The following is an 18,241-nucleotide window of genomic DNA, read 5'->3' as shown; positions in this document are numbered from 1 at the left end:
GCCCGTCGGTCATGACGGGCAGACTGGTACACATGACCGAACATCGAACGTCCACACGGCCAGGAACCGTCTATCTCGCTCAGCGCCGGGTCGCGGTGGGGATGACTCTGGGCATTCTCGTAGGAGCGGTCTGGGCCGTCTCGATGGTCTGCACGCTGGTGTCCTGGGCACTCTGACCCGAGAGGGCGCGCCGCCCGGACGCCGCGGCTGCTTGTGCTGGTCCGGGCCCTGGGCGTTGAGCAGCGCGCGCCAGGTGTCCTCGTCCCCGATACCTGTCACGGGCACGTCCCGGGACGCCTGGAACTCCTTCAGCGACCGCCTGGTCGAGGTGGTGTACGCGCCGGTGGTGTCGGTCGGCGGCCCCGCGTTGTGAAGCAGGTACTGCACCGCCTCGACGGCCTCGGGCCCCGCACAATCAGCTCATGGCGGCCTGCAAGAAGCCCGGTGCGCAGGAGGTACTCGGCCCACGCAGCGCCGGACACGGCCGCCATGCGCACTGCGGATGGTCCCGCTGACCCCGATCCGCAGAAGGCAGGACAGGTGTCCGGCCACCCCGCGCCGGGGCGGCCGGACACCGGCATGCCGACCGCACCCCGCCCCGGCCGGGCGCCGGTCCGCTCAGTGAGCCGCCGCGACCCGGAAACGCAGCCCGGCCGCGCGCAGCCGTTCCAGCAGTGCGTCACCCATCGCGACGGCCGTGGTGACCTGCCCCGATGTCGACGGAAGCTCGTCCAGGGCGAGGCAGAGCGCGGACTCGGCGAGCATCTTCGCCGTTTCGTCGTAGCCGGGGTCGCCGCCCGACACCTCGGTGAAGACCCGGTGTCCGCCCCCTTTGCCGACGAAGCGCACGGTGAACCAGCTGCGCCGCCTACGTTCCGCGTCCGGGCCCTCGCCCGGCTCGTACCGGTCCATCAGCCAGGACCGCGCCGCCGGTACCTGCGCGGCACCCAGGAGGGCGCCGATCGCGGCCGTGCCGCCCAGCGCCACGGGCAGATGCTTCACGGAGGCGAAGTGGCGGTAGCGGAAGTCGGGGCCGTACCGGGCGAGCACCCGCGCCGAACGCTCGATGACCTGCGGGTCCAGCGTCGGCAGCGGCAGCGCCCAGGTGCCGGTCTCCGTACTGAAGTGCGGGGCGCCGAGCCGGGCGCGGGCGCGGCGGGCCACCAGACGGGGTTCATGGAGCCGGCGTTCCTGCGCGGCGCGCAGCATGTGAGGGCCGCGGCCCATCGCGGTGAGCGCGGAGGCGAACGTACCGCCGGAGAAGACGGCGTTGCTGTGGACGAATCCGTCGATCGTCAGCGGCACGTCCTGCGGCAGCTGCTGGACGGTGAAGTACGCCCCGAGGTCGTGCGGTACCGAGTCGAAACCGCAGGCGTGCACGAGCCGGGCCCCCGTCTCGCGGGCCCGCGCGTCATGCTCCAGATACATCCGGTCCACGAACTCCGCCTCGCCGGTGAGGTCCGCATAGTCCGTCCCGGCCTCGGTACAGGCAGCGACCAGCTGCTCGCCGTACCAGACGTAGGGGCCGACCGTCGTGGCCACCACATGGGCGGATTCGGCGAGTTCGCGCAGCGAGTGCTCGTCGTCGGCGTCGGCGTGCAGCAGTGGGAGATCCGCGCAGCGCGGGGCGATCGCGGTGAGGCGTTCGCGCAGTTGCTCCAGTTTGGCCCGATTGCGTCCGGCTGCGGCCCAGCGGCAGCCGGCTGGTGCGTGGGCGGCGAGATATTCGGCGGTGAGGGTACCCGCGAAGCCGGTGGCGCCGAAGAGGACTACGTCATAGGGGCGTTGTGCCCCGTTCTGCCTGTTCACGAGTGCCTCCGCAGGGGCCGGCGCCGATGTAGCAGGCAGAGGTTAGCGGAGGGGTTCGTGGCGGTGTGCAGCCGGGCGGCGATCGTGGGGGAGGATCCAGGGGAATGAACTAAGCGCTTGCTCGGGCCAAAGGGTTGTGCGGAGCGCGGTGCGTTCTTAGCATCATCGCTGTTACATCAGTTGTGTCACACCGCTGGGGGTTTGATGGCAACGACAGAGCACGGCCCGCTGGCAGGCGTGCGCGTGGTCGAGCTGGCAGGCATCGGCCCCGGCCCGTTCGCCGCGATGCTCCTGGCCGACCTCGGCGCCGATGTCGTCAGGGTCGACCGGCCGGCCGGCCCGGGGCTGGGCATCGATCCCGCGTACGACCTCACCAATCGCAACAAACGCTCCGTGCTCGTCGACCTCAAGGCCGAGGACGGCCCGGACCGCGTCCTGGACCTGGTCGAACGCGCCGACATCCTGATCGAGGGCTACCGGCCGGGCGTCGCCGAACGCCTCGGCGTCGGCCCCGACGCCTGTCTCGCCCGCAATCCCGGGCTCGTCTACGGGCGGATGACCGGCTGGGGCCAGGACGGACCACTCGCCGAGCGGGCCGGACACGACATCGCGTACATCGCCCTCACCGGCACGCTCTCCATGATCGGCAAGCCCGGCGAGCCGCCCACCGTCCCCGCCAATCTGGTCGGCGACTACGCGGGTGGCTCGCTCTATCTCGTCGTCGGCATCCTTGCCGCCCTCCAGCACGCACGCACCCCCGGCGGTACGGGCCAGGTCGTGGACGCGGCGATCGTCGACGGCGCCGCCCATCTCGCCACGATGATCCACGGGATGCTGGCGGCCGGCGGCTGGCAGGACCGGCGCGGCTCCAACCTCCTGGACGGCGGCTGTCCGTTCTACGGTTCGTACGAGACCGCCGACGGCCAGTACATGGCGGTCGGCCCGCTGGAGCAGCAGTTCTACGACGAGTTCATCAAGCTCCTGGGCATCGAGGACCGGGCTCCGGACCGCAAGGACGTCACCCGCTGGGAGGAGCTGCGCACGGTCGTCGCCGACCGGTTCAGGACCCGGACGCGCGCGGAGTGGACCGAGGTCTTCGAAGCCACGGACGCCTGTGTGGCCCCCGTCCTCTCGCTCCGCGAGGCCCCGGATCACCCGCACCTCGCCGCCCGCTCCACCTTCGTCGAACACGGCGGCCTCACCCAGCCCGCCCCCGCACCCCGCTTCTCCGCCACACCCGTCTTTGTACGCAGCGGACCCGCGCAGCCCGGCGCGGACACCGAGGACGTAGCCCGCGACTGGGACGTACCGAGCATGCACCGGCCCCGGAAGGACACCACCGACTGATGGAACTCTCCCTGCCGCTGAACTACGCGGGGGACCCCCGCGAGGCCTGCGACCAGGTCGCAGCCCTGGAGTCCGCCGGACTCGACGCCGTCTGGGTCGCGGAGGCGTACGGCTTCGACTCGCCCACGATCATGGGCTATCTGGCCGCCCGTACCGAGCGCATGAAGATCGGTGCGGCGATCCTCAACGTCTACTCCCGCACCCCCGCCCTGATCGCCCAGACCGGCGCCGGACTCGACGCGATCTCCGGCGGCCGGGCGCTGCTCGGGCTCGGCGCGTCCGGGCCGCAGGTCGTGGAGGGATGGCACGGCAAGGCGTACGACAAGCCGCTCGGCCGGACCCGCGAGACCGTCGAACTGTGCCGCCGGATCTGGCGCCGCGAGGTCATCGATCACCACGGCATCACCGACATGCCGCTGCCGAAGGAGAAGGGCGGCCGGCTCGGCAAGCCGCTGAAGATCCTCACCCGGCCGGTGCGTGAGGAGATCCCGCTCTACATCGCCTCGCTCGGCCCCGCCAATGTCCGGCTGACCGCCGAGATCGCCGACGGCTGGCTCCCGACGCTCTACATCCCGGAGAAGGCCCGGCAGGTGTGGGGCACGGCTCTCGACGAAGGCGCGGCGGAGCGCGACCCGGCACGAGGCCCCCTCCGGACCGTCGCGGGCGGACTCCTCGCCATCGGCGACGACGCCGCCGCGCTTCGGGATCTGGCACGCCCGCACATCGCGCTGTACGTCGGCGGCATGGGCGCCAGGGGCAAGAACTTCTACAACGACCTGGCCGTCGCCTACGGATACGAGAAGGAAGCCGCAATCATCCAGGAGCTCTACCTCTCCGGGAAGAAGAAGGAGGCCGAGGCCGCCGTCCCGGACGAATTCTGCGAGCTCATGTCGCTCTGCGGTCCCGAGGGTTATGTACGCGACCGCCTCGAGGCCTTCCGCGAGGCCGGCGTGACGATGCTCAACGTCACCCCCGTCGGCCCCGAACCGGCCCGGCTGATCTCCACCGTCAAGAACTGGCTCTAGGAGGCTCGCAGTGCAGCGGCAGATCTTCACCGAAGAGCACGACGCGTTCCGCGAGACCGTCCGCACCTTCCTCACCAAGGAGGTCCTCCCACACTACGAACAGTGGGAGAAGGACGGCATCGTCTCGCGCGAGGCCTGGCTCGCGGCCGGCCGGCAGGGACTGCTCGGCCTCGCCGTATCCGAGGAGTACGGGGGCGGCGGCATCACCGACTACCGCTACAGCGCTGTCCTTGCCGAGGAGTTCACCCGAGCCGGCGCCCCCGGACTCGCTCTCGGCCTGCACAACGACATCATCGGCCCCTACCTCACCGGGCTCGCCACCGACGAACAGAAGCGGCGCTGGCTGCCCGGCTTCTGCAGCGGCGAGATCATCACCGCCATCGCCATGACCGAACCCGGCGCGGGCTCCGACCTCCAGGGCATCCGCACCACCGCCGAGGACAAGGGCGACCACTGGCTGCTCAACGGCTCCAAGACGTTCATCTCCAACGGCATCCTCGCCGACCTGGTGGTCGTCGTGGCGAAGACAACTCCGCAGGGCGGTGCGAAGGGGCTCTCGCTGATCGTCGTCGAACGCGGCGCGGAGGGCTTCGAGCGGGGCCGCAACCTCGACAAGATCGGCCAGAAGTCCCAGGACACCGCCGAGTTGTTCTTCAACGACGTCCGTGCCCCCAAGGAGAATCTGCTCGGCGAGCGGGACGGCGCCTTCATCCATCTGATGACCAACCTGGCGCAGGAGCGCATCGGCATAGCGGTCGCCGGAATCGCCGCCGCCGAACATCTGTTGGAGATCACCACGCAGTACGTCAAGGAGCGCGAGGCTTTCGGACGGCCGCTCTCCAAGCTCCAGCACATCCGGTTCGAGATCGCCGAAATGGCCACCGAGTGCACCGTCACCCGCACCTTCATCGACCGGTGCATCGTCGAACACTCCGACGGTGGGCTCGACGCCGTTCATGCCTCGATGGCCAAGTGGTGGGCCACCGAGCTGCAGAAGCGCGTCGCCGACCGCTGCCTGCAACTCCACGGCGGTTACGGCTACATGACGGAATTTCCGGTCGCAAGGGCGTTCACTGGCGGCCGCATCCAGGCCATCTATGGCGGCACGACCGAGATCATGAAGGAGATCATCGGCCGCTCGCTGCTCGCCTGACCCCTGACGCACAACCACCCTCGAAAGGCTGCTGTCTTGAGTACCGAAGCGTTTGTCTACGACGCGATCCGCACCCCGCGCGGCCGCGGCAAGGCCAATGGCGCCCTGCACGGCACCAAGCCGATCGACCTCGTCGTCGGCCTCATCCACGAAATCCGCAGCCGCTTCCCCGGCCTGGACCCGGCGGCCGTCGACGACATCGTCCTCGGCGTGGTCAGCCCGCTCGGCGACCAGGGCTCCGACATCGCACGGATCGCCGCCATCGCGGCCGGCCTCCCGGACTCGGTCGCGGGCGTCCAGGAGAACCGCTTCTGCGCCTCGGGCCTGGAGGCCGTCAACCTGGCCGCCGCCAAGGTCCGTTCGGGCTGGGAGGACCTGATTCTCGCGGGCGGCGTCGAGTCGATGTCCCGCGTCCCGATGGGCTCCGACGGCGGTGCCTGGGCGATGGACCCGATGACCAACTTCGACACCGGCTTCGCCCCGCAGGGCGTCGGCGCCGACCTCATCGCCACCATCGAGGGCTTCTCCCGCCGTGACGTCGACGAGTTCGCCGCGCTCTCCCAGGAGCGCGCCGCCGAAGCGTGGAAGGACGGCCGCTTCGCGCGCTCCGTCGTCCCCGTCAAGGACCGCAACGGCCTCGTCGTCCTCGACCACGACGAGCACATGCGGCCGGGCACCACCGCCGACTCGCTCGCCGCGCTCAAGCCGTCCTTCGCCGCGATCGGCGAGATGGGCGGCTTCGACGCGGTCGCGCTGCAGAAGTACCACTGGGTCGAGAAGATCGACCACGTCCACCACGCGGGCAACTCCTCCGGCATCGTCGACGGCGCCGCGCTCGTCGCGATCGGCAACAAGGAGATCGGTGAGCGGTACGGACTCACGCCGCGCGCCCGGATCGTCTCCGCCGCCGTCTCCGGCTCCGAGCCCACCATCATGCTGACCGGCCCCGCGCCCGCCACCCGCAAGGCTCTCGCCAAGGCCGGGCTGACCATCGACGACATCGACCTCGTCGAGATCAACGAGGCGTTCGCCGGCGTCGTGCTGCGCTTCGCCAGGGACATGGGGCTCTCCCTCGACAAGATCAACGTCAACGGCGGCGCGATCGCGCTCGGCCACCCGCTCGGCGCCACCGGCGCGATGATCCTCGGCACCCTCATCGACGAACTGGAACGGCGCGAGAAGCGATACGGCCTCGCCACCCTCTGCGTCGGCGGCGGCATGGGCATCGCCACCGTCATCGAGCGTCTCTGACCGTCCCCGGCCACCCCTGCTTACGGAGAAGAAAAGCAATGACCGAGAGCACGACAATCCTCTGGGAACAGGACGAGACCGGCGTCGTCACCCTCGTACTCGACGACCCGAACCAGTCCGCCAACACGATGAACCAGGCCTTCAAGGACTCCATCGCGGCCATCGCCGACCGTGCCGAGGCCGAGAAGGACTCCATCCGCGGCATCATCTACACCTCCGCCAAGAAGACCTTCTTCGCGGGCGGCGACCTCAAGGACATGATCAAGGTCGGTCCCGAGAACGCCCAGCAGGCCTTCGACACCGGCACCGCCATCAAGAACTCGCTGCGCCGCATCGAGACCCTCGGCATCCCCGTCGTCGCCGCCATCAACGGCGCGGCGCTCGGCGGCGGTTACGAGATCGCGCTCGCCTCGCACCACCGCGTCGCCCTCGACGCGCCCGGCTCCCGGATCGGCCTGCCCGAGGTCACCCTCGGCCTGCTGCCCGCGGGCGGCGGTGTCACCCGCACCGTACGCCTCATGGGCATCGCCGACGCACTGCTGAAGGTCCTCCTCCAGGGCACCCAGTACACCCCGCAGCGCGCCCTGGAGAACGGCCTGGTCCACGAGGTCGCCGCCACCCGTGAGGAGATGCTCGACAAGGCCCGCGCCTTCATCGACGCCCACCCCGAATCCCAGCAGCCCTGGGACGTCAAGGGTTACAAGATCCCCGGCGGCACCCCATCCAACCCGAAGTTCGCCGCGAATCTGCCCGCCTTCCCGGCCAACCTGAAGAAGCAGATCGCGGGCGCCCCGATGCCCGCACCCCGCAACATCCTGGCCGCCGCCGTCGAGGGCTCGCAGGTCGACTTCGAGACCGCGCTGACCATCGAGGCCCGCTACTTCACCGAGCTGGTCACCGGCCAGATCTCGAAGAACATGATCCAGGCGTTCTTCTTCGACCTCCAGGCCGTCAACTCCGGGGCCAGCCGCCCCAAGGGCATCGAGGAGCGCCAGGTCCGCAAGGTCGCCGTCCTCGGCGCGGGGATGATGGGCGCGGGCATCGCGTACTCCTGCGCCCGCGCGGGCATCGACGTGGTCCTCAAGGACATCTCCGCGGAGGCCGCCGCCAAGGGCAAGGCGTACAGCGAGAAGCTCCTCGACAAGGCGCTCTCCCGGGGCCGTACCACCGAGGCCGAGCGCGACGAGCTGCTGGCCCGCATCACCCCGACCGGCGACCCGGCCGATCTGGCGGGCTGCGACGCCGTCATCGAGGCGGTCTTCGAGGACACCGCGCTCAAGCACAAGGTGTTCCAGGAGATCCAGGACATCATCGAGCCGGACGCCCTGCTCTGCTCCAACACCTCGACCCTGCCCATCACCGTCCTCGCCGAGGGTGTCTCGCGCCCCGCCGACTTCATCGGGCTGCACTTCTTCTCGCCCGTGGACAAGATGCCGCTGGTCGAGATCATCAAGGGCGAGCAGACCGGCGACGAGGCCCTGGCCCGCGCCTTCGACCTGGTCCGCCGGATCAGGAAGACGCCGATCGTCGTCAACGACTCCCGGGGTTTCTTCACCTCGCGCGTCATCGGCCAGTTCATCAACGAGGGCGTCGCCATGGTCGGCGAGGGCGTCGAGCCCGCATCGGTCGAGCAGGCCGCGGCACAGTCCGGCTACCCGGCCAAGGTGCTCTCCCTGATGGACGAGCTGACCCTCACCCTGCCCCGCAAGATCCGCAACGAGACGAGGCGGGCCGTCGAGGAGGCCGGTGGCACCTGGGCCGGGCACCCGGCGGACGCGGTCATCGACCGGATGGTCGACGAGTTCGACCGCCCGGGACGCAGCGGCGGCGCGGGCTTCTACGAGTACGACGAGGCCGGCAAGCGCACCCGTCTCTGGCCTGGCCTGCGGGAGCATTTCGGGGGTTTTGGGGGGCGTCCCGCGGGTGAGCACGGCACGAAGCCGGACACGGACATCCCCTTCATCGACATGAAGGAGCGGATGCTGTTCTCCGAGGCACTGGACAGCGTCCGCTGCCTGGAGGAGAACGTCCTCATCTCCGTCGCCGACGCCAACATCGGCTCCATCATGGGCATCGGCTTCCCGCCGTGGACCGGCGGCGTACTCCAGTACATCAACGGATACGAGGGCGGCCTGCCGGGCTTCGTGGCACGCGCCCAGGAGCTCGCGGAGCGGTACGGCGACCGCTTCCTGCCGCCCGCGCTGCTCCTGGAAAAGGCCGAGAAGGGCGAGACCTTCCACGACTGACAGCAGCACCCCGGGCCGCGTTCACTCCGCAGTGAACGCGGCCCGCAGCTCTTCCTTCAGCGACCGCTGGAACGCGGTCACCAGCGCCTGCAGCACCATCGGCTGCATATCGGCCGACAGCGACTTCATCGCCGCCACATGCTCCGGGTCCGACTCCCGCTCCCGGTACGGATTCCACACCTCGTCCCGGAACAGCCGGGTCAGCTCCTGCGCGGCGGACCGGGAGTGCTCCAGCAGGACCGTGCGCGCGGCAAGAATCGTCTCGTGCGCGATAGGTACACCGAGCAGCTCGACTCCGAGCCGCAGCAGCCCCGGGTCCACCCGGTAGCTGCCATCGGCCGGCTCCGCACGCTCCAGCACCCCCATGGCTGCCAACCGCGCTATGTCCTGTTCGCTCAGCGCCCGCCCCGCACGCCGCTCCAGCTCCGCCCGCGTCGCATCCTCCGCCGAATCCGGTGCCCAGGACGCCACCAGCGCCCGGTGTATCGCCAGATCGTGTGCGCTCAGATCCGGTGGCAGCTGCTCCAGATAGCGTTCGATCGCGGACAGCGTCATGCCCTGGTGCTGGAGCTCCTCGATGAGCGCGAGCCGGGACAGATGTTCATGCCCGTAGTGCCCGACGCGACGCGGCCCGATCACCGGAGGCGGCAGCAGACCCCGAGTGCTGTAGAAACGCACGGTGCGTACGGTGACACCGGCGCGCGCCGCCAGCTCGTCGACGGTGAGCGTCGGGTCCTCGGTCCCGGTCGCCATGTCTGCTCCTCGCGTTCCGACCCAGCGGCGAACTGCTGTGTCTGCACCAATCAGGTTCAACAGTATTGCTGTCTCACCACTGTTGTGAAAGTGTCCGGCAGCATCCAAGCGCAGTCCCCCTCCGTTACGGACCCGCACGGTCCGGCCGATGGTGACAGGAGGCGGCCGTGACCACGATCCTGCGACTCCCCGCCGAACCCGGGCAACTCACCCTGCCCGCTCTGCTCCTGCGCAACGCGGAGGACCACGGCCACCGCCCCGCGCTCTCCTGGCGTGCCGGCGGCGACGGAACGGACTGGACGACCCTCACCTGGCAGGAGGTGCGGCGCAGAACCGCCGTACTCGCCACCGGGTACAGCGCACTCGGTGTGGAGCGCGGCGAACAGGTCCTCATGATGATGGGCGACCGGCCCGAACACTGGCTGTCCGACCTGGCCCTCACCCACCTGGGGGCAGTCCCCGTCAGTGTGTACGGCACCGCGGCCCCCGAACAGATCGCACACATCGCCCGGCACAGCCGCGCCCGGTTCGCGATCGTCGAGGGCAGCCGCGAACGGGAGCGCTGGGAGCCGCTGCTCGCGGAGGACACCGTACGGCTGGAGAAGCTGGTCGTCGTGGAGGCGGCCGAGGCCGGACCCCACCGTGCGTACGGATCGCTGCCGGCCATGGGCGCCCGGCTGCACCGGCCCGACGTGTTCGAGAAGGCCTGGCGGGAGTCCCGCGCCGACGACCTGCTCACCGTCGTCTACACGTCCGGCACGACCGGTGATCCCAAGGCCGTCCCGGTCACCCACCGCAGCATGGTCCTCAATGCCCTCGCGCTGGACCGGGTCGTCGAGCTCCCCGACCACGTCGAGCACATCTGCTACCTTCCCTTCGCCCATATCGCGGAGCGGATGCTCGGCATCTATCTGCCGGTCTTCCGCGCCTCGCACGTCCATCTCTGCTCCGACCCGGCAGCCGTGGCGGCCGCGGCACGAGCCCTGCACCCGGTCCAGTTCTTCGGCGTACCGAGAGTCTGGGAGAAGCTCGCAGCTTCTCTGCAGGCCGCCCTCGCCGCCCTGCCGGAGGACCAGCGTGCGGCGGTCGACGCGGCGGGCGCGACGGCCCGGCAGCATGTTGCGTACCGGGAGCGCGGCGAACAGCCACCGGCGGCGCTCGAAGCCGCGTACCAGCAGGCCAAGTCCACGATCCTGGACCCGCTGCTGGCGCCGGCCGGATTCGACCGGCTGGTGTGGACGGCGAGCGCATCCGCACCGATGCCACTCGACGTGGTCCGCTTCTGGGCCGGCTTCGGTATCGTGATCATGGACGCGTGGGGGCTGACCGAGACGGTCGGGGTCTGCACCTGCAACAGCCCGTCCGCCTTCCGGCTCGGCTCGGTTGGGCGGCCCCTGGACGGCCTGGAACTGAAGATCGCGCAGGACGGCGAGATCCTGGTGCGCGGGCGGACGGTCTTCACCGGCTATCTGCGCGCCGACGGGACGGTGGACGACGCCCGTGACAAGGACGGCTGGTTCGCGACCGGGGACATCGGCCGGATCGACGAGGACGGCTACCTCTGGCTCAAGGACCGCAAGAAGGAAATGATCGTCACCTCGACGGGCAAGAACGTCTCGCCGGCCCTGGTCGAGAACACCCTCAAGGAACATCCCCTGATCGGCCAGGCCCTCGTGCACGGCGACGGCCGCTCCTACCTGGTCGCGCTGTTGGTCCTGGACTCCGAGACGGCGCCTGCCTGGGCGGCGGCACACGGCATCGACGCCGACCCGTCCGCACTCGCCGGCCATCCGGCCGTACGGGAGGAGATCGCCCGAGCGGTCGAGGCGGCCAATGCCCGGCTGAACAGTACGGAACAGATCAAGCGCTACCGGCTGCTCTCGGAGGAATGGGGTCCCGAGACAGGCGAACTGACCCCCTCGCTGAAGCTGCGCCGACGGGTGATCCGCGACAAGTACGGCGAGTTGATCGACGCGCTGTACGGGGAGGACGGCCGGGACTGACCGGGCCCCGGGGCACTTGTCAGTGGTGGCTCCTACGCTGGTGTCATGTCGGAGATCACGTATGTACGGGGGGACGCCACCGCCCCACAGGGCAAAGGTGTCAGGCTGATCGCGCATGTCTGCAACGACCTGGGCGGCTGGGGCAAGGGCTTCGTCCTGGCCGTCTCGCGCCGCTGGCCCGAACCGGAGACGGCCTACCGCCACTGGCACCGGGAGCGCGCGGGCAACGACTTCGCCCTGGGCGCGACGCAGTTCGTCCAGGTGAGTCCATACCTTTGGGTGGCGAACATGGTGGGCCAGCGGGGGATGCGCACGGGCAGCAAGGGGGTACCCGTGCGCTACGAGGCGATCGACACGGCGTTGGGGGCCGTGGCCGACCGGGCCGTCGAGCTGGGGGCTTCGGTCCATATGCCGCGGATCGGCTGCGGGTTGGCGGGCGGAAAGTGGTCCCGGATCGAGCCGCTGATAGAGAAGCGGCTGCTGAGCCGGGGAATAGCGGTGACGGTGTACGACTTCGACTAGTGCACTGCCGCCGGTGCGCTGCCATCCGGAGCAGAGGTTCGCGACGGTCCGCCGGTTCGCTGCTGCGTGGCGGGCCGCAGGCCGCCCGGGATCTGAACCGTGCGGGACGACCCCGCGGGACACCCGGCGCGCAGCCGGCGTCCACGTGTCTTCGTTCGCGCCGGGCGTCCCTGCGGAGCGAAGCTCCCGGAGGGGGATCCTGGGCAGCCTTTAGGGGAAAGAGCCTTGGAGCGGGGGAGAGTTACAGAGAAACGGGGCAGGTCACTGTGTATCGGCTTCTAAGGTGGGGTGGAAGCGGCGGAACGGGGAGGGCCCATGGCGGCACGGAGAACGAGCGAGACGCTGCTGGCCCGGGCGCTCAGCGAGACGCCGCCGTCCGACGTGCTGAGCGAGCAGATCCTCGACGCAGCGCGTGAGCAGTTCATGACCTTCGGGCTGCGCCGTTCGACCGTCGATGACGTCGCCAAACGCGCCAGGGTCTCGCGGGTCACCGTGTACCGGCGGATCGGCAACAAGGACAGCCTGGTCTCGGCCTGTCTGCTGCGCGAGTACCGGCGCTTCGTCGTGGAAGTGGACGATGCGGTCGCCGCACTGCCCACGACGGAGGACCGGCTCGTCGAGGGTTTCGCCGCCGTCCTCGGGCACATTCGTGAACATCCGCTCATCGGCGGGCTGTTGAGGCTGGAGCCCGAGACCATGCTTCCCTTTCTGACCTTGGAGAGCGGGCCGGCCTTCCTCGCCATCCGTGAGTACCTGGCCGACCGGCTGCGCCATGCCCGGCGTGCGGAAGGCCGGCCGGTGAGCGATCCGACACCGGTCGCCGAGCTGATGGTGCGGATCACGGTCTCCTTCCTCCTCAACCCCGTCAGCTGTTTCGAGCTCGACGACGACGCGCAGGTGCGGGCGTTCGCACGCCGATATCTGGTGCCGCTGCTTGCCGCGGGCTAGGCCGCTTCGTCCGGATCACAGCCGGAACCGGCTGGTCACGTGGCGCTTTGTCCCCGCGGATCCGTCGAGATGGAGTACTCGGGTGACGACCGTGTCACCAGCGGGTTCATATGCGACACAGGTATCGGCCGGTACGACGACCGCCTCCGGGTCGGCCGCCGAGCGGGTCTCGGCGGCTTCACGCGTCCGTCGTCGGCCGGGCCCTCGGATGATCCGAAAGAATCGTCCTGGAGCCGTCGGCGGTGGGGAAGGGCCCCGTCTCGTCGGGCAGGGGCTCCAGAGGACGGCTGCGCGCCCAGTGCGGGCCGAGGTCGTCGAGCCGCCAGCCGAAGGGGTACGAACGAGGCTGCGGGCGCGAGGGCAGCCAGTGCGGCCGGGCCGGCAGCCACCGTACGCAACGCGCACGCAGTCGCAGAGCTCCCGCGGCCGACGACCGCGCCCAGTGCGGTTGCGGACGGAAGCCCAGCGCCACGAGCAGCCGCTCGTCCAGCACAGCGAGCGAGAACCGCGCCACGAGGGGGCGCAACGGCCGCGGATACCAGCTGGCCATGATCCGGAACGTGGCGTTCGCAACCCGTCGGTTGGCCGGGTCGTACGCGAACATCCGCTCCTCGTAAGAGTCGAGGAGCCGCTCGAACCCTTCGTACGACTCAGGAGCACCCTCGATGCCCATCATCGCCGCCATCTTCCGGCCGACCTCCGCCAGCGCCTGGACCTCCTGCGCGCACAGCGGGCGCCAGCCGAACCGGTCGATCCAGCGTTTCGGGCCCACGACCGTTGTCGCGAGGACATAGAGGAAATCCTCGTTCGGGATGCGGTACTTGCCGTGGATCCGATTGAGATGACGCGCCGCGGCCCGGCCGCGCTCCGAGTCGAAGCCGTCCGCGGCCATCTCGTACCCGAACAGCACCGTGTCGTCGTACCGCTTCTGCCCGGACCGCTCGAACTCCTGAGTGCGGTCGAGGAGCACGGAGATCCGGGGGACTCCGTAGTCGCGGAGGAACGCGACGCTCACGCCCTGCCGGTAGTCCCAGGGGAACTCGTACTGCGAGATCAGTCGGAGGATCTCGGCGTAATCGCGCGCGGGATCCATCCGGCGGATCTCGCGCAGACGGCTGTAACGGCCCATGGTGCGCCCCCCTGTCCGTGTGCCGAGTTCGGGCGAGCCCTGCTTCTCTCGTCTCCTCCTTTGTCCAACTCCGTTGATCTGCAAGGAATTTGATGGATCATCGAATCCGAGGAGTCAAAGATACAAATACTATTGACTTGTTTCATCGGTCGCGTCAACACCGTCGACGCGCAAGAGCCGAAGAAGGCGTCCCAGAGGCGCGTGCGCACCGGCCCGGAAGCGATCGCATACTGGATCGCACAAGGGTCGGGCGCCGAGCCGCACGCCCCGCCGACCGCCGGGAGCACCGCATGAACACCGAAGCAGCCAGAGGCGGCACCCCCGCCCCGCCCCCGCCCCCGCCCGGCGGCGTGCTCTGGAGCCTCTCCGGCGACATCCGCGCCCTCCTGATGCTGCCTGCCGCCCTCACTCTCCAGGTCGCCCACCCGGCGGTCGGTGCGGGCGTCGACGAACACTCCGTCTTCCGTACGGACCCGTGGGGGCGCGGCGAGAGGTCGCTGCGATCGCTCCAGCTATGGGTGTACGGGGGTGAGGCGGCCGCCGAGGAAGGCCGCAGGCTCCGCAAGCTGCACCGCACCATCCAGGGCACCGACACCCGGGGGCGCCGTTACCATGCGTTGTCCCCTGCGAACTATGCGTGGGTGCACGCCACGGGCTTCCCCGTCTACCAGCATGCCGCGCGCTATCTCGTCCGGCCGCTCACCGACGCGCAGGAACGGGCCCTGTACCGGGAGTGGCTCCAGGTGGGCAGGATCCTCGGCATTCACGACCGGGACATGCCGCAGACGATCGAGGAATTCTGGCCGTACTTCCGAAAGGTGCTCGCCGACGAGATCGAGCTGACCGTCGTCGTCGAGGACCTGATCGCCACCGACCGCCCCGTGCCGCCGCCGGACCGGGGGCCGCTGCCCGTCCGGCTGCTGCTGAAGGCGGTGTGGCCGGTACTGCTCCCGCCGCTGGCCCGGTTCCGCCGTTTCGTGACCATCGGCCTGATGCCGCCGGACGCACGGGCGGCGATCGGGCTCGAGTGGACGGATGCGCAGGAGCGGAAGCTGCGGCGGTTCTGCGGGGCGGTGCGGCGCGTCGTGCCCGTGCTGCCCGAGCGGCTGCGCTATCTGCCGTACGCGCGCCGGGCGCGGGCGGCGCATCGCGAGGCCGTCCGGGGCGACGGGAAGCTCAGGCGGAAGCCCGGTGCACCAGCCGGGTCGGCGTGATCACCGATTCGAGCTCGTCACCCTCGCCCTCGCCGTTCAGCCGCCGCATCAGCATCCGCACCATCAACCTGCCCATTCCCTCGATGTCCTGACGGACCGTCGTCAGCGGGGGATCGGTGGTCTCGGCTATCGACACCATGTCGTCGAAGCCGACCATGGCCACCTCCTCCGGCACTCTGCGACCGCGCTCGCGCAGCACCCGCAGGGCACCCGAGGCCATCAGGTCGTTGGCGGCGAAGACCGCGTCCAGATCGGAGTGGTGCTCAAGGAGTTGCGTCATCGCCCGTGCGCCGCCCTCGACGGTGAAGTCGCCTTCCGCGAGCAGTGCCGGATCGCCTTCGGGCAGTACATCGCGGTAGCCGTCGATCCGGTCGAGTGCCGATGTCTGGTCGCGCGGTCCTGCGATGTGCGCGATCCGCCGACGGCCGAGGGAGACGAGATGGCGTACGGCCTCGGCTGCGCCGCCCCGGTTGTCGCAGTCGACGTAGGGAACGGCCAGTTCGGACGCGGCACCCGGCCGGGGCGGCCGCCGTAGACCGTGGGCACCCGGAACCGGCGGATGATTGAAGGGAGCTCGTCGTCCATGTGCAGCGAGAACGCCAGCGCGCCGTCCACATGGCCGCCGGCCAGATAGCGGGCGACCCGGTCGAAGTCCCCGCTTCCCTCCACCAGGAGCAGTACCAACTGGGCGTCGTACACGCTCAGTTCACGGCTGATTCCACGGATCTCCTGGGAGAAGAACGGGTCGGAGAAGATCCGGAACTCCGGCTCGTCGATGATCACGGCGACCGCGCCGTTGCGCCGGGTGACCAGGGTCCGCGCGGCGTGGTTCGGAACGTAGCCGAGCTCGGCGACCGCCTTGCGTACCTGTTCCACGAGCGGCTGCCGCACCCCCGCCCCGCCGTTCACCACCCGGGAGGCCGTCGCCCGTGAGACCCCGGCGAGGGCTGCCACGGCTTCCAGCGTGGGGCGGACATCGCGTGGGGAATCGGGGGTCGGACCGGGCAAGGGACGCTCCTCGTACGCGCGGGATCGGGCCGGATACGGCCGCGGCCGGCCGGACAGCACCGACGCCATCGGCCTAACCGTCCGCCCCGGCCGTCCGCCGGACACCGTCGCCCCGCCGAGGAGAGCGGGGCGACGGTGCCCGGAGCCGATCCGTGGACCGTCAGTGGTGGTCGTGAATCGTGTTCGTGGCCGCGATCTGCTTCCATGAAGCGGGCTGCGTGATTGCGCGCAAAGAGCGCGCCGCGGCCGCCGCCGGGGCCTGGGGCCGCGTCGGCTGGTACAGCCAGGTGTCGAAGAAGCCGGCGAGCGGTTTGCCAGAGACCCGTTCCGCATACGTCACGAAGTCAGCCACGCTCGCGTTCCCGTACGCGTGCTCGGCCGGCCAGCCCTTCAGCAGCGCGAAGAACGTCTCGTCACCCAACTCGTTGCGCAGCGCCTGGAGCGCCAGCGCACCCCGGTCGTAGACGGCCGCGTCGAACTGGTTGTCCGGGCCCGGGTCGCCCGGCTTCACCGTCCAGAAGGCGTCGTCGGCCGGATGCTGGGCGTACGTGTAGTCCGCCAGCTCCTGCGCGGTGCCCTCGCCCTCCTTCTCCGACCACAGCCACTGGCTGTAGCGGGCGAAGCCCTCATTGATCCAGATGTCCTTCCAGCCCTTGAGGGACACGCTGTCGCCGTACCACTGGTGCGCCAGCTCATGCACGACGACGGAGACGTTCGCACCGTTCGCGAACTGTTTCGGGCTGTAGAACGGCCTGGTCTGGGTCTCCAGCGCGAACCCGCTCGTCACATTGGGGGAGTACCCGCCGAGCGCGTCGAAGGGATACGGTCCGAAGACCTCCGTCAGCCACTCGGCGACCTCGGTGGTCCGCTCGATGCTGGCGCGTGCCGCACCACCGTTGGCGCCGAGATCCCTGCTGTACGCGTTGACGACCGGCAGCCCGTCCGACGTGGTGTCGGTGGTGATGTCGAACTTGCCGATGGCCAGCGTCGTCAGATACGTCGCCTGCGGCTTTGCGGAGCGCCAGTTGTAGCGGGTCCAGCCGAGCTTCGAACTCTGCGACTGGAGCGTGCCGTTGCTGATCGCCTGGGTGCCGTCCGGCACGGACACCGAGATGTCGTACGTCGCCTTGTCGAGCGGGTGGTCGTTGCTGGGGAACCACCACGCGGCCGACTCCGGCTCCTGCGCGGCCACCGCGCCGTCCGGCGTACGGACCCAGGAGGTCCAGCCGTTGATCTTCACCTCCGACGGCTTTCCGGCGTACCGCACGACCACCGAGACGGCTTTGCCCTTGGCCAGCGCCGCCGCCGGGGTGATCTCGAGCTCCTGCTCGCCGCTCCTGGCGTAGGCGGCCTTCTTGCCGTTCACCCGCACCTCGGAGACGTCCAGCCCGAAGTCGAGGTTGAAACGGGAGAGTTCCTGGGTGGTCGTGGCGAGGATCGTCGCCGTGCCCTCCAACAGGTCGGTGGCGGGCTGGTACTTCAGCCGCAGGTCGTAGTGGGACACGTCGTAGCCGCCGTTGCCGCTGGCCGGGTAGTAGGGGTCGCCGATGCCCGGGGCGCCCGCGGTGCCTTCGGCGGCCGAGGCCGGGATCGCCAGCAGCAGGGAGGCCGCGAGTGCGCTCGGGACGATGAATCTGCGGTGCACGAATGCTCCAATTCGTCGGGGCGAAGGATCTTTCGAACCGTCACGTAGAGACTATTCAGCGACCCCCGCATCAGTCGTGTCCATGGCAGCTCCTGTCACACGATCGCCATTCGGCCGACATGGCACACGGTCGTCCTTCCCGCATGGGCACGTCATATTCATCGGTGATCGCCCCCTGTTGCCCAGGA

The 18,241-nt window shown here is 69.7% G+C and carries 14 protein-coding genes and 2 pseudogenes; 10 read left to right on the top strand and 6 right to left on the bottom strand.

Going from position 1 to position 18,241, the window contains the following annotated elements; genetic code table 11:
* Positions 1-32: 32 nt before the first annotated feature.
* Entirely contained in the window at positions 33-176 is a 144-nt protein-coding gene (gene mmpA, locus OG609_RS04830) for a morphogenic membrane protein MmpA (protein ID WP_327271620.1), read from the top strand.
* Positions 177-300: 124 nt separating this feature from the next.
* Here the strand turns inward: mmpA and OG609_RS46030 are convergent.
* Together OG609_RS46030 and OG609_RS04825 are read right to left on the bottom strand one after the other, a co-directional pair.
* A pseudogene (locus tag OG609_RS46030) lies at positions 301-387 on the bottom strand (hypothetical protein); the annotation flags it as partial.
* 231 nt (positions 388-618) lie between these two features.
* Complete coding sequence (locus OG609_RS04825; protein WP_327271619.1) at positions 619-1,809, bottom strand: saccharopine dehydrogenase family protein; 1,191 nt, start codon at positions 1,807-1,809, stop codon at positions 619-621.
* 204 nt (positions 1,810-2,013) lie between these two features.
* On the opposite strand from OG609_RS04825, the gene OG609_RS04820 reads away from it, so the two are divergent.
* Genes OG609_RS04820 through OG609_RS04800 form a run of 5 tightly spaced genes read left to right on the top strand, consistent with a single transcriptional unit; the run spans position 2,014 to position 8,831 of the window.
* Positions 2,014-3,156 carry a CaiB/BaiF CoA transferase family protein gene (locus tag OG609_RS04820; protein ID WP_327271618.1) on the top strand — a complete coding sequence of 381 codons (1,143 nt, stop codon included), beginning with the start codon at positions 2,014-2,016 and terminating at the stop codon, positions 3,154-3,156.
* A complete protein-coding gene (locus OG609_RS04815) occupies positions 3,156-4,181 on the top strand; it encodes an LLM class F420-dependent oxidoreductase (RefSeq protein ID WP_327271617.1) in 1,026 nt (341 codons plus the stop codon). Before OG609_RS04820 ends, OG609_RS04815 begins: the two co-directional genes overlap by 1 nt.
* Before the next feature lie 10 nt (positions 4,182-4,191).
* Complete coding sequence (locus OG609_RS04810; RefSeq protein WP_327271616.1) at positions 4,192-5,334, top strand: acyl-CoA dehydrogenase family protein; 1,143 nt, start codon at positions 4,192-4,194, stop codon at positions 5,332-5,334.
* A 36-nt stretch (positions 5,335-5,370) separates the two neighbouring features.
* Positions 5,371-6,585, top strand: a complete 1,215-nt coding sequence (locus OG609_RS04805) for an acetyl-CoA C-acetyltransferase (RefSeq protein ID WP_327271615.1) — start codon at positions 5,371-5,373, stop codon at positions 6,583-6,585.
* A gap of 38 nt (positions 6,586-6,623) precedes the next feature.
* A complete protein-coding gene (locus OG609_RS04800) occupies positions 6,624-8,831 on the top strand; it encodes a 3-hydroxyacyl-CoA dehydrogenase NAD-binding domain-containing protein (protein ID WP_327271614.1) in 2,208 nt (735 codons plus the stop codon).
* Between the two features lie 21 nt (positions 8,832-8,852).
* On the opposite strand, the gene OG609_RS04795 is transcribed toward OG609_RS04800, so the two are convergent.
* A complete protein-coding gene (locus OG609_RS04795) occupies positions 8,853-9,584 on the bottom strand; it encodes a MerR family transcriptional regulator (protein WP_327271613.1) in 732 nt (243 codons plus the stop codon).
* A 167-nt stretch (positions 9,585-9,751) separates the two neighbouring features.
* Between OG609_RS04795 and OG609_RS04790 the strand changes: the two genes are divergently transcribed.
* From OG609_RS04790 to OG609_RS04780, 3 genes are all read left to right on the top strand, one after another.
* Positions 9,752-11,587, top strand: a complete 1,836-nt coding sequence (locus OG609_RS04790; RefSeq protein WP_327271612.1) for an AMP-dependent synthetase/ligase — start codon at positions 9,752-9,754, stop codon at positions 11,585-11,587.
* A gap of 45 nt (positions 11,588-11,632) precedes the next feature.
* The gene (locus OG609_RS04785; protein WP_327271611.1) at positions 11,633-12,109 is read left to right on the top strand and encodes a macro domain-containing protein; all 477 of its coding nucleotides are present in this window, start codon (positions 11,633-11,635) and stop codon (positions 12,107-12,109) included.
* Between the two features lie 315 nt (positions 12,110-12,424).
* Positions 12,425-13,057, top strand: a complete 633-nt coding sequence (locus OG609_RS04780; protein WP_327271610.1) for a TetR/AcrR family transcriptional regulator — start codon at positions 12,425-12,427, stop codon at positions 13,055-13,057.
* A 178-nt stretch (positions 13,058-13,235) separates the two neighbouring features.
* Here the strand turns inward: OG609_RS04780 and OG609_RS04775 are convergent, their stop codons facing one another.
* Positions 13,236-14,186 carry an oxygenase MpaB family protein gene (locus OG609_RS04775; RefSeq protein WP_327271609.1) on the bottom strand — a complete coding sequence of 317 codons (951 nt, stop codon included), beginning with the start codon at positions 14,184-14,186 and terminating at the stop codon, positions 13,236-13,238.
* 290 nt (positions 14,187-14,476) lie between these two features.
* On the opposite strand from OG609_RS04775, the gene OG609_RS04770 reads away from it, so the two are divergent.
* Entirely contained in the window at positions 14,477-15,400 is a 924-nt protein-coding gene (locus tag OG609_RS04770) for an oxygenase MpaB family protein (protein ID WP_327271608.1), read from the top strand.
* Here the strand turns inward: OG609_RS04770 and OG609_RS04765 are convergent.
* A pseudogene (locus OG609_RS04765) lies at positions 15,363-16,408 on the bottom strand (LacI family DNA-binding transcriptional regulator). The gene OG609_RS04770 and the pseudogene OG609_RS04765 overlap by 38 nt on opposite strands.
* Positions 16,409-16,568: 160 nt before the next feature.
* On the bottom strand, positions 16,569-18,053 hold the full coding sequence (locus OG609_RS04760) for a M1 family metallopeptidase (protein WP_327271607.1): 1,485 nt from the start codon (positions 18,051-18,053) through the stop codon (positions 16,569-16,571).
* Positions 18,054-18,241: the final 188 nt, after the last annotated feature.

The sequence above is a fragment of the Streptomyces sp. NBC_01224 genome, from assembly GCF_036002945.1.
Classification (GTDB): domain Bacteria; phylum Actinomycetota; class Actinomycetes; order Streptomycetales; family Streptomycetaceae; genus Streptomyces.
This window is presented reverse-complemented; position numbering and strand designations above follow the sequence as displayed.

Excerpts from the sequence above, each read along its gene's own strand:
- OG609_RS04815 (WP_327271617.1), top strand. The coding sequence starts at position 3,156 with ATGGAACTCTCCCTGCCGCTGAACTACGCGGGGGACCCCCGCGAGGCC.
- mmpA (WP_327271620.1), top strand. The coding sequence starts at position 33 with ATGACCGAACATCGAACGTCCACACGGCCAGGAACCGTCTATCTCGCT.
- OG609_RS04785 (WP_327271611.1), top strand. The coding sequence starts at position 11,633 with ATGTCGGAGATCACGTATGTACGGGGGGACGCCACCGCCCCACAGGGC.
- OG609_RS04780 (WP_327271610.1), top strand. The coding sequence starts at position 12,425 with ATGGCGGCACGGAGAACGAGCGAGACGCTGCTGGCCCGGGCGCTCAGC.
- OG609_RS04820 (WP_327271618.1), top strand. The coding sequence starts at position 2,014 with ATGGCAACGACAGAGCACGGCCCGCTGGCAGGCGTGCGCGTGGTCGAG.
- OG609_RS04795 (WP_327271613.1), bottom strand. The coding sequence starts at position 9,584 with ATGGCGACCGGGACCGAGGACCCGACGCTCACCGTCGACGAGCTGGCG.
- OG609_RS04775 (WP_327271609.1), bottom strand. The coding sequence starts at position 14,186 with ATGGGCCGTTACAGCCGTCTGCGCGAGATCCGCCGGATGGATCCCGCG.
- OG609_RS04770 (WP_327271608.1), top strand. The coding sequence starts at position 14,477 with ATGAACACCGAAGCAGCCAGAGGCGGCACCCCCGCCCCGCCCCCGCCC.
- OG609_RS04800 (WP_327271614.1), top strand. The coding sequence starts at position 6,624 with ATGACCGAGAGCACGACAATCCTCTGGGAACAGGACGAGACCGGCGTC.